General features: G+C 65.8%; 9 protein-coding genes and 1 pseudogene. 4 read left to right on the top strand and 6 right to left on the bottom strand.

The features are described from left to right. Window positions 1-370 (top strand): GGDEF domain-containing protein (locus tag AC1DYI_RS18080; protein WP_477205520.1); only part of this gene is annotated, 370 nt, incomplete at its 5' end. 25 nt (window positions 371-395) lie between these two features. Here the strand turns inward: AC1DYI_RS18080 and AC1DYI_RS18075 are convergent. Together AC1DYI_RS18075 and AC1DYI_RS18070 are read right to left on the bottom strand one after the other, a co-directional pair. Continuing rightward, on the bottom strand, window positions 396-1442 hold the full coding sequence (locus tag AC1DYI_RS18075) for a phosphatidylinositol-specific phospholipase C (RefSeq protein ID WP_477205519.1): 1047 nt from the start codon (window positions 1440-1442) through the stop codon (window positions 396-398). 153 nt (window positions 1443-1595) lie between these two features. Continuing rightward, on the bottom strand, window positions 1596-1934 hold the full coding sequence (locus tag AC1DYI_RS18070; RefSeq protein WP_477205518.1) for a nuclear transport factor 2 family protein: 339 nt from the start codon (window positions 1932-1934) through the stop codon (window positions 1596-1598). 265 nt (window positions 1935-2199) lie between these two features. Here AC1DYI_RS18070 and AC1DYI_RS18065 point away from each other — a divergent pair, with 265 nt between their 5' ends. After that, a complete protein-coding gene (locus AC1DYI_RS18065; RefSeq protein ID WP_477205517.1) occupies window positions 2200-2340 on the top strand; it encodes a hypothetical protein in 141 nt (46 codons plus the stop codon). An 85-nt stretch (window positions 2341-2425) separates the two neighbouring features. On the opposite strand, the gene AC1DYI_RS18060 is transcribed toward AC1DYI_RS18065, so the two are convergent. Next, window positions 2426-4546 carry a phosphocholine-specific phospholipase C gene (locus AC1DYI_RS18060; protein WP_477205516.1) on the bottom strand — a complete coding sequence of 707 codons (2121 nt, stop codon included), beginning with the start codon at window positions 4544-4546 and terminating at the stop codon, window positions 2426-2428. Between the two features lie 168 nt (window positions 4547-4714). On the opposite strand from AC1DYI_RS18060, the gene AC1DYI_RS18055 reads away from it, so the two are divergent. Together AC1DYI_RS18055 and AC1DYI_RS18050 are read left to right on the top strand one after the other, a co-directional pair. Then, the gene (locus AC1DYI_RS18055) at window positions 4715-5749 is read left to right on the top strand and encodes a ligase-associated DNA damage response exonuclease (protein WP_477205515.1); all 1035 of its coding nucleotides are present in this window, start codon (window positions 4715-4717) and stop codon (window positions 5747-5749) included. Continuing rightward, window positions 5746-7485: an ATP-dependent DNA ligase gene (locus AC1DYI_RS18050; protein ID WP_477205514.1), complete on the top strand. Its 1740-nt coding sequence runs from the start codon at window positions 5746-5748 to the stop codon at window positions 7483-7485. The genes AC1DYI_RS18055 and AC1DYI_RS18050 overlap by 4 nt, the downstream gene beginning before the upstream one ends. Here AC1DYI_RS18050 and AC1DYI_RS18045 read toward each other — a convergent pair. The 3 genes and pseudogenes from AC1DYI_RS18045 to AC1DYI_RS18035 form a co-directional block, all read right to left on the bottom strand. Then, the gene (locus AC1DYI_RS18045; RefSeq protein WP_477205513.1) at window positions 7469-8626 is read right to left on the bottom strand and encodes an FG-GAP repeat domain-containing protein; all 1158 of its coding nucleotides are present in this window, start codon (window positions 8624-8626) and stop codon (window positions 7469-7471) included. The genes AC1DYI_RS18050 and AC1DYI_RS18045 overlap by 17 nt on opposite strands. Window positions 8627-9064: 438 nt before the next feature. Further along, complete coding sequence (locus tag AC1DYI_RS18040) at window positions 9065-9706, bottom strand: hypothetical protein (protein WP_477205512.1); 642 nt, start codon at window positions 9704-9706, stop codon at window positions 9065-9067. 167 nt (window positions 9707-9873) lie between these two features. After that, window positions 9874-10444, bottom strand: a pseudogene (locus tag AC1DYI_RS18035) (hypothetical protein); the annotation flags it as partial.

The following is a 10444-nucleotide window of genomic DNA, read 5'->3' as shown; positions in this document are numbered from 1 at the left end:
CTTCAAGCGCATCAACGACCGCTTCGGCCATGCCACCGGCGACCTGGTGCTGACGCGCATTGCCGATCTGCTTCGCGCCAATACCCGCGCCACCGATGTGCTGGTGCGGCTGGGTGGCGAAGAGTTCCTGATCGTGTTCACCGACACCGCGCTGCCGCTGGCACAAGAGGTGAGCGAGCGGCTGCGCGAGCAGGTGCAGTCGCACGACTGGTCGGGCATCGCGCCCGGCCTGGCCGTGACGCTGAGCGTCGGCCTGACGACCGCCCCGCCCTACGACCTGGCTGCGCTGTCGCGCTCGGCGGATGTCGCCCTCTACCAGGCCAAGAGCGCCGGCCGCAACCGCGTGCTGGTCTGCACCGAGYCGGCCTGACGCAGCACCGCAGGGCGCGCGGCCCTCAGTGGAAGTTCAGCTGGATGACGGCCTGGATCAGATCGGGCCCGGGGTAGTCCGCCATGACGAGGCCCGCGTACCGCCATTCGTACGGTGCCTTCGAGATGTAGTTGTAGGCCAGGTGGTTGGTCCCGTCGTAAGCGATCGAGCACATGCCCCAGAAGCAGCCGACCCGCGGGAAATCAGGCCACCAGGACTTGAACAGCGGTGTCGTCAAGCCCGTCAGCAATTGGGCTGACGAGGTGCTGGCCGTCACCTTGCCGCTCGCGACAAAGTACGGCAGCACCCCCGTGGAGCCGCTCAGGTAGTTCATGTAAGGCGTGTGCCATGAGCCTTGGGCCTGGTGCGCGCGGTCGAGCTGCGCCTTGACCTTCAGCCACTTGTCGTACTGCGCCGTGATGGCGGACACGACGTAGTCGTCCTGGATGTTCTGCGAACCGTAGTCGATGCCGTAAGTCGTCGGCGTCAGGCTGAAGTCCTGCAGCACGACGATGCGGCCGCGGACTTCGTCGAGCGATGGGTCGGTCGAGTTCGGCGCCCAGAAGTAAGGCGCGTAGCGCGGATCGCGCCAGTAGGTGTCGAAGGTCTCCGGGAAGCTGCGGGTGTTGTTGGCCGGCTCGTACTCTTCCTTCACGCGCATCACCACCGTCTCGGTCGGATGCTGGCGCAAAAACGTGGTGACCACGCCCAGCACATCGTCGAAGTTGCGACCGAGGTAGACGATGCCGTGGTGGATCGCGAAGGCGTTGTCGATGTGGCGGCAGCGGATGTCCAGCACACGGACGCCGCTTTCGAGCTGCGCCGCCAGGCTCAATGTCTGCGTCTCGACGCCCGGCACGATGCCGGTGTATTCACCCGTGACGCTGTCGTGGGTACCGGGCAGGCTCAGCTCGTGCAGCCGCTTTCCGCCGGACACGCTGGCCATCCAGTCGGGGCGCGCGATGGCCACTGTTCGCTCGTGGGAATACGCGCCGTTGGCCTGTGCCAGCGCGGCGTCGGCCATCAGGCCGATCAGACACAGCACAGCGAACTTCGTACGAAGGTGCAGCATGGTCTCTCCCCTTGATGGGGCCGCGCACCAAGTGGTTGGCGGCGGCCGGAGGGGAAGATACCCGTGCGGGCCGACGAACTCACCCGCGTTTTCCTGAGTGGCGAGGGCCGCTCGTCAGTCGTCCAATGTCGGCCGCTTTCGGCGGCCGTCGACCTACTCCGGCGCGAACATCCACGCGCTGCGGATCAGCCCATCGCGCACGACGTAGGCCGCCACCGCCTCGACCACCTCGTCGCGCAAGCCCGTGATGCGCTCATGGTCGATGACCTTGTCGCCCATGACGATGCGGTGCACCAGCTCGGCGTGCAGCTTGGGCAGGTTGAAGCGCGAGTCGCGGTAAAAGTCGCTCAACTGCTGCCGGCCCTTCAAGGCCGGGGTGGTGGCGGGCACGCGGTACAGCTCGGCGTCTTCGGCATAGGTGGCGACGAAGGCTTCCAGGTCGTGGCGGTTGTAGGCGTCGAGTTGGCGCTGGACGATGTCTTCTGGGTTCATGGAGTGAACGCCATCGGCGTAACGGGTTAGGGAGCCTGGCTTTTTACTTCAAGGTGCGTGGTGTTTTACTTCAAGAAGCCTGCCAAGCGCCCGCTTTTCCATCGCTTGCGGCAGCCGGGGTCACTGTCTAATGGCGTCCAACGGCGAAAGCAGCAGGCTCGACCAAGATCGCAGCAGCGCACAAGGCCGTATGAACCACGGGAGTTCTCAGACCATGTCATCACCGCTGAATGCCATTCAATTCAAGTCGGAATTTCGCCCTCAGATGAGCCGCGATTCGCTGCCGCAGATCCTGGGGCCAAGAGACCAGCGCGACTGGATCCTCTCTTCGCTCGACCTGCGCGAAGGCTGCAACGTCCGCGAAGTGCTCGAGACGATGCCGGCCGAACTGTGGGACCTGTTCTGACGCGCGGTTGAACCGCCGGACCGCAGCGATTGCGGCCCGGCCAAGACAAATCAGGCCACCGCCCAACGGCGGCCCGGGCCATCCATCAGCGCTTCAGCATCAGGTTGCCGAGCGCCGGGTCACTGGAGCTGGGCAGGCCGTTCTCGATGTGGCCGGCCAGCTGCACCTCGAAGCCGGTGTCGCCGTCAACCGTCAGCACCAGGTCGTACCAGCCGAAGGTCGCCTCCAGGTTCCATTGCACGGTGTCCGTCGCGTTGGCGGCCAACACGATCGACTGGCTCTGGCCCGTGTAGCGGTCCAGCGCATGCACGACCGCCTTGCTCTTGGCCAGGTTGTGCAGCTCGAGCTTGAGCACCTGGTTCTGCGCGGCGTAGACGTCGCGCACTTCGAGCCGAGCCTTGTCGGCGCTGACGCTGCCCTTGTAGCCGCGCAGGAAACCGTTCGGCCCCCGCACTGTCAGGTCGTAGGTGGTGGCCCCTTGCGCCTTCACCGCCCAGTCACCGGTCAGCTTCTTGCCGGGCTCGACCGTGTAGCAGCGCGGCAGGTCAGCCGCCCGGGCCGAATGCACCTGGAACACCGCGGTGGCGCTGCCCACGTTGGTGAACCGCAGGCGGTAGCTGCCGTCAGATGCAATCACATGACCACGCGCATGCAGCGCATACGGCAACGCGCGGGCGCGGCGCAGCCCCGGCTCCTGTTGCGGCAGTTGGTCATCCTGCGGCGCCACCACGTGGTAGCTGTCGTGGCGGTTCAGGTCAGGCGGGAAGTAGGCATCCGTGCTCGGCAGCGAGACAACGCCGGTGTCGGGGGTGGCGAAGTCGAAGGCCGAGGTCAGGTCACCGGTCACCGCGCGGCGCCACGGTGTGATGTTGGCCTCGGTCAGGTCGGGCTTGCCCTGGCCAAAACGCGCCTCGAGGAAACGGATCACCGAGGTGTGGTCGAACAGCTGCGAGTTGACGAAGCCACCCTTGCTCCACGGCGAGACCACCAGCATCGGCACACGCATGCCCAGGCCGTAAGGGGCGGCCTTGTAGACGAGGTCACCGCGGTAGATCTCGTTGACCGTCGACACGGTGGAGTCGCCTTGCGCCGCGGTCTGCGGCGGCACCGGCGGGGGCATGTGGTCGAAGAAGCCGCCTTCCTCGTCGTACATGATCAGCAGCACCGTCTTGCTCCAGACCTCGGGGTTCGAGGTCAGCGTGTCCAGCACCTGCGAGATGTACCAGGCGCCGTAGTCGGCCGGGAAGTTCGGGTGCTCGCTGTAGGCCTCGGGCGCGGCGATCCAGCTGACCTGCGGCAGCTTGCCGCTGGCCACGTCCTGCTTGAAGACGTCCATCAAGCGGTTCGGGTCACGGCCCTGGTTGTTGATGCGGGTACCGGTCTTGCCAAGGTCGGCCAGCGGGTTGCCGGGCTTGGCGTTCTGGAACTGATGGAAGTACAGCAGCGAGTTGTCGCCGTAGTTGCCGATGTACGCGTCGTTCGTCCAGCCCCACGAGTGGGCCGCGTCCAGCCCCAGGCCTTCGTCCTGGTAGACCTTCCATGACACGCCGTTGCGCTGCAGGCGTTCGGGGTAGGTGCTCCAGTCGTAGCCGGCTTCGGCGTTGGTGATCACCGGGCCGCCGCCCTTGCCGTCGTTGCCGACCCAGCCGCTGAACAGGTGGTAGCGGTTCGGGTCGGTCGGGCCCATCAGCGAACAGTGGTAGTCGTCGCAGACGGTGAACGCATCGGCCAGCGCGTAGTGATAGGGGATATCGCTGCGCACGTGGTACGTCATCGAGCTCACGCCCTTGTTCGCGACCCACTGGTCGTGCCGGCCCTTGTTCCACGCGCCATGGGTGTCGTTCCAGCCGTGCGGCACATCGGGCAGGAAGGTCAGGCCCAGGTTGTCCACCGGTGGGCGGAAAGGCAGCAACTCGTCGTTGCCGCTCGGCTGGTGCCACACGGTCTTGCCCGACGGCAGCTTGATCGCCCGCGGGTCGCTGAAGCCACGCACGCCGCGCAGGCTGCCGAAGTAATGGTCGAACGAGCGGTTTTCCTGCATCAGGATCACGACGTGTTCGACGTCGTTGATCGTGCCGGTACGGTTGTTCGCGGGGATGGCCAGCGCGCGGGCGATGCTGGGCGGCAGCGCGCAGGCGCCGGCAGCAGCGGCGCCTGCACCGATGCCCAGCAACTGCAGGAATGAACGACGGGATGCTTCTGTCATGCTTTGACTCCTCTCGGGTGGTGAAAGCATCGGCCTCGTGTTGGGAAGTGTCGGGCCGATTGCGAAGGCGCACACGCTAGGGCGAATCTTTGACAGTACGGTGTCATTCGGTAAGCCCTTCGGCACTCGACAGCGCCGTAGTCTGCTGCTTGCGCTAGTCTCCGGTCGATGGATCTGATCGTCCAGCGGCCCGAAGGCCTGTACTGCCCTCCCGGCGACTTCTACATCGACCCTTGGCGGCCTGTGGCCCGGGCGGTCATCACCCACGCGCACGGCGACCACGCGCGCATGGGCCATGGCCACTACCTCGCGGCGGCGAAATCCGAAGGCGTGCTGCGCTCGCGCCTGGGCGAGATCACGCTGCAAACGCTGAGTTACGGCGAGATCATCAATCATCATGGTGTGCGCCTGAGCCTGCACCCTGCCGGCCACGTGCTGGGCTCAGCGCAGGTCCGCGTCGAGCACGGCGGCCAGGTGTGGGTGGCGTCGGGCGACTACTTCGTCTCGGGCGCCGACGACCACAACAGCACCTGCGAGCCGTTCGAGCCGGTGCGCTGCCACTGCTTCATCACCGAGTCGACCTTCGGCCTGCCCATTTACCGCTGGCAGCCGCAGCGTGCGGTGTTCGAAGACATCAACCAATGGTGGCGCGCCAACGCCGAAGCCGGCCGCGCGAGCCTGCTGATGGGCTACAGCTTCGGCAAGGCCCAGCGCATCCTCGCTGGTGTCGATCCGGCCATCGGGCCGATCGTCGTGCACGGTGCGGTCGAGCCGCTGAACGAGGCTTACCGTGAGGCAGGCGTGGCGCTGCCGACAACGCAGCACGCGACCGAGGTCGACAAGGCTGCGTTGTCGCGCGCGTTGGTCGTCGCACCGCCGTCGGTGCAAGGCTCGGCCTGGACCAAACGCTTCGGCGACTACAGCGACGCCTTCGCCAGCGGCTGGATGCAGCTGCGCGGCGCACGCCGCCGTCGCGCGGTCGACCGTGGCTTCGTGCTGAGCGACCACGCCGACTGGCCTGGCCTGCAACGCGCGATCGCAGCGACCGGCGCCGAGCGCGTGATCGTGACCCATGGCTACGAGGCGATCATGGTTCGCTGGCTCGAAGAGCAAGGGCTGCAGGCGGGTGCGTTCGAGACCGAGTACGACGACGAGCGGGCGGACGTTCAAAAGCCAGCGGGCGATGTCGAGAGCAACGAATGAAGCGCTTCTCGCAACTCTTCGAAGAGCTGGACGCCAGCACCGCGACCAACGCGAAGGTCGATGCGCTGAAACGCTACTTCGCGCAGGCCAGCGACGCCGACGCCGCGTGGGCGGTGTACTTCCTGTCCGGCGGCAAGCCGCGCCAGGTTGTGCCTACCGGCATGCTGACAGAGCTGGCGCGGCAGCAGGCCGGCATCGCGCCGTGGTTGTTCGACGAGTGCTACCAGGCTGTTGGCGACCTCGCCGAGACGATCGCCCATGTGCTGCCGATGGCCACCGAGACCAGCGATGTCGGGCTGGCCGAATGGGTCGAAAAACGCCTGCTGCCTTTGCGTGAACTGCCGCCCGAGCAGCAGGCCGAGCGCATCGCCGCCTACTGGGCCGAGCTGGATGCGACGGGCCGCTTCCTGCTGACCAAGCTGATCGGCGGCGGTTTTCGTGTTGGCGTCAGCAAGCTGCTGGTGCAACGTGCGCTCGCGGCCYGCGCCGGCGTCGACGCCAAGCTCGTCGCGCAGCGCATGATGGGCTACACCGACAAGACGGCGCGGCCCGATGCGCGCGCCTACCGCGACCTCGTCTCGTCCGAAGCGACGCAGGCACCCGCTGACTCAGGCCAGCCCTACCCGTTCTTCCTGGCCCATGCGCTCGAAGGTGAGCTGCCCGAGTTCGACGCCCGCCTGGGCCCGCCGACCGATTGGCTGGTCGAGTGGAAGTACGACGGTATTCGCGCGCAAGTCGTGCGACGCGCCGGCCAGATCTGGATCTGGTCGCGCGGCGAAGAGCTGGTCACCGAGCGCTTCCCAGAGATCGTCACGCTGGCGGGCCAATGGCCCGACGGCACCGTCGTCGACGGCGAAATACTCGTGTGGAAGGACAACCGACCGGCGCCCTTCAACCTGCTGCAGCAACGCATCGGCCGCAAGACGCTGAACAGGAAGATCCTGGCCGACGCGCCAGTCAGCCTGATCGCCTACGACATCCTCGAATGGGACGGCGAAGATCTGCGCGACCGATCGCAGCTTGAACGCCGCGCGCTGCTCGAAGCGCTGGCCTCGCAGGTCAAGGGCCAGACGCTGATGGTCTCGCCGGTCGAACAGCGCGGCAGCTGGGCCGAGCTGGCGACGCTGCGCGAGCAATCACGCGAGCGCGGCGTCGAAGGCTTCATGCTCAAGCACGGCGAAGCGCGCTACGGCAGCGGCCGCACCAAGGCCGAAGGGACGTGGTGGAAGTGGAAGATCGCGCCGCTGTCGGTCGATGCGGTGCTGATCTACGCCCAGGCCGGCCACGGCCGGCGCGCGAGCGTCTACACCGACTACACCTTCGCGGTATGGAACCGCACGCCGCGCGATGCGGCCGAGGCGCAAGCGGTGATCGACGCGATCGCGCGGCGCGACCCGCCGCAGCCCGATGGGCTGCAGTTGGTCGCGTTTGCCAAGGCCTATTCAGGCCTGACCGACGAGGAGTTCCGCGAGGTCGACCGCATCATCCGCGCGACCACGCTGGAGAAGTTCGGCCCGGTTCGCAGCGTCAAGCCGACGCTGGTGTTCGAACTGGGCTTCGAGGGCATCAACCGCAGCACGCGCCACAAGAGCGGCATTGCCGTGCGCTTCCCGCGCATGCTGCGTATTCGTCACGACAAGCCGCTGCACGAGGCCGACACGCTGGCCACGCTGCAGGCGCTGATGAACGTGGGCATGATCTCGGCGCCTGACGAAACGATCATTGATCCCAGCTGATGACGAAGTTCGGCCCGCGGTAGTCGCCACCGCCGTTTTCGAGCAGCACCTTGTTGCCGTCGACAGTGTCGGCCAGGTGGCCGCAACCCTCGTAGTCCTGCGTCATCTGCGTCCGGGTCCAGCCGCTACCGTGCGACTTGGCTTGGTAGACCAGGTCGGGCGCCTTGTCGTGCAAACTGGTTTCGCAGGTCGCGGTGGTCAGCACCACATACGCGTCGGGACGTCCATCGTGGTTGAAGTCGCCGATCGTCAGTGAGACGCCGATCGCCGGCAAGACATCGGTAAAGGCCGGCTTCACGAAATAAGGAGCCTTGCCGGTGTTGAGCCAGATCTCGAATCGGCTGGTATTGGAAATCAGCACCAGATCGTCGCGGCCGTCGCCGTTCATGTCGGCGAGCTTGGCAGACGTCCACTCGCCCTTGATCGCAGGCGACGACAGCTCGTCGAAGTCGCCCTTGCGGTTGTTGACGTAGATATGGCCGGTCGACTTCTCGTTGCAGACCAGCAGGTCGTCCCAACCATCGCGGTTGACATCGCCCTTGGCGACGCACTGCGCGCCGCGCGCGCCGGTGGCCAGCGTCGGAGTTTCGACAAACTTTGCCCCGCCCTGATTGACGAACAGGTGGCTGATGTTGGTCTGGCCATCGTCGCGAATCGTCGCCAGGTTGCTCAGGTAGATGTCGGGGTAGCCGTCGTGGTTGAAGTCCAGAAAGATCGGCCAACGGCCGCGGCCGTAAGGGTCTTCAGCGCCATGGTCGACCGCCTTCGTGAAGATGCCGTCGGCGCCCTGCAGCCACAGCTCCTTCGGGCCCTGTCCGGTGCCCTTCTCGGCGCCGACCGCGCAGTACAGGTCGATCCGACCGTCAAGGTCGACGTCGGCCGCGTCACAGTCGTGGCGATCGACCCAGTCGAAAATCTGCGCCGCTGGTTGATAGCCGCCGGGCGTCCAATACCAGATGCGATCCTCCGAATGGTGACCGCAGACGAAGATGTCGTCGTGCCCATCGCGGTTGAAATCGGCCACCACAGAGCCCCACGCCTTGCTGTTCTCGACCAGGCTCGCGTGGTACTGCGCCTGAGCCGGCAATGCGACAGCCGCCAGCAACAAGCTGCCAGCGACAAGTCTTGCAATACGTCCCACTGAAGTAACCTCCCAGATTGATACCCCGGCCCCGACGGTGCCGATGGATGGGGCGCTATTGTGTTGGGGTCGAAGCCGCCCCGAAATCACGATTTCGAGGCAGCTTCGGCGCATTCTGCGCAGCCGGTTTGACCCGAGCGTGACGCACCACCTACCTGTACGGCGGCGGCGAATCATCGCCGCTCGAAACCGTGGCAGTTTGTAAAAGCCGTCGCCAATCGCGACTGGGAATGCAGATTGCCGGCTGGTCGCAATGGTTTGGTGTGAGTCGCCTGGCCCGCCCCGCGTCCAAGGTGCGAGGCTTGTCAGGCAGCCCGCGCGAAAGGTTTGCCGGGGGGCTGACCTTTTGCGCGGGCACCTTTTTTCGGGACCACCAAAAGCAAACGGGCCCGATCAGGGCCCGCTGGATTGCCACCGGATCGGCGGCAAGGAACGAATTCAGAGCTTGTGGGCCGCTGGGGTCGCGCTGGCCATCGACTCTTGCATGTCGGGCAGCACGTAGACCACACCGCGCTGGCGGCCCAGCGTCGGAGCAACCACCTGGTCGAAGAAGGCGCCGCTGACGATCACGCAGCCTTGCGAGATCCGGTTGTCGTCGGGCGTTGCCGAAGCCAGCCGTTCGGCGCGGCGCTCGGCCGGGTGCGCCGGGCGCAGGCGGTGGATCGCGAAGGCCGCGTCGTAGTCGACCCAGACGATCGCTTCACCTTTGATGTTGTGGCCGGGCTCGGAGTCGAAGCGCCCCGCCGGCGTGGTGCGCTCGGTCGAGGGGATGTAACCGCCGGCCTTCTTGCCGATATCGGGCACGCTGTCGTCGCCCTTGGCCAGCCCCAGCAGGACCGGCGTGGTGCCGCGCAACACGCCATCGGCACCGAAGATGTAGATCTGGGCGTTCTTCTTGTCGACGATGGCGACCGGCTTGCCCTTGGCGTCACCTTGCTCGAAGGCTCTTTGCGCCATCAAACGGGCATCGGCCGAGGCTTTCTCTTCCAGAAAGTCGACCTTGACGGCGGCAGTCTCGGCGCTGGCGTGTGCGCCAGCTGCCGAGATCCAACACAGAGCTGCCAGGCATGTCAAACGCACGCCTTTGAATCCCACCACACCCATCGCGCCAGCTTCCCTTGTCCATCAAGAAGGAGCCGGGCGCGAGGACCCGGCTCAAGATGGACGGAATGCTAAACGCAAGGACAGTAAGCAATCGCGACAACAGACTGGCTTGCTGGGCGTATTTACCGCAATTGGGGGATGCTTTACACGGCGGATCGAGCCCGGCCTGAAACAAAGTCGCCAGGAGATCTGGTGGAGACGACGTGGTACGGCGTCTCGATACCAGGGAAAACCTGGGTCAGCGGCTTGATCTCGGGCAGCACGTAGACCACCCCCGCGTGAGCCTGGAACATCGGCCACAGCACGCTGTTGAAAAAGCTCACCGGCACATTGATGCACCCGTAGCTGATGCGGTTGTCGCTCGCGGTCGGCGTGGCCAGGCGCTCGAGCCGGCGTTCCTTGGGGTTGGTGGCGCGCACCCGGTGCATCGACACCGCCGCGTTGTAGTCGACCCAGACCACGTCTTCTTGCAGCGAGTTGAGCCCGCGCGCCGCCAGGAATCGCCCTGCCGGCGTGGTGCGCTCTTGCGGCTTCACGTCGGCGATGGCTTTTTCGCCGATGCCGGGCACCGTGTCGTCGCCAGCGGCATAGCCGAGCAACACCGGGCTGGCGCCGGTCAGCTTGCCGCTCGGGTCGAACACGTAGACACGCGCATTGCGCTTGTCGAGGATGACGAAGTGCTGCACGCCGTTGTCGGCCGAATCGACCACCCAT

It is taken from the genome of Ideonella sp. P3_A4, from assembly GCF_056403075.1.
This window is presented reverse-complemented; position numbering and strand designations above follow the sequence as displayed.

Excerpts from the sequence above, each read along its gene's own strand:
- AC1DYI_RS18075 (WP_477205519.1), bottom strand. The coding sequence starts at position 1,442 with ATGCTGCACCTTCGTACGAAGTTCGCTGTGCTGTGTCTGATCGGCCTG.
- AC1DYI_RS18070 (WP_477205518.1), bottom strand. The coding sequence starts at position 1,934 with ATGAACCCAGAAGACATCGTCCAGCGCCAACTCGACGCCTACAACCGC.
- AC1DYI_RS18065 (WP_477205517.1), top strand. The coding sequence starts at position 2,200 with ATGAGCCGCGATTCGCTGCCGCAGATCCTGGGGCCAAGAGACCAGCGC.
- AC1DYI_RS18060 (WP_477205516.1), bottom strand. The coding sequence starts at position 4,546 with ATGACAGAAGCATCCCGTCGTTCATTCCTGCAGTTGCTGGGCATCGGT.
- AC1DYI_RS18055 (WP_477205515.1), top strand. The coding sequence starts at position 4,715 with ATGGATCTGATCGTCCAGCGGCCCGAAGGCCTGTACTGCCCTCCCGGC.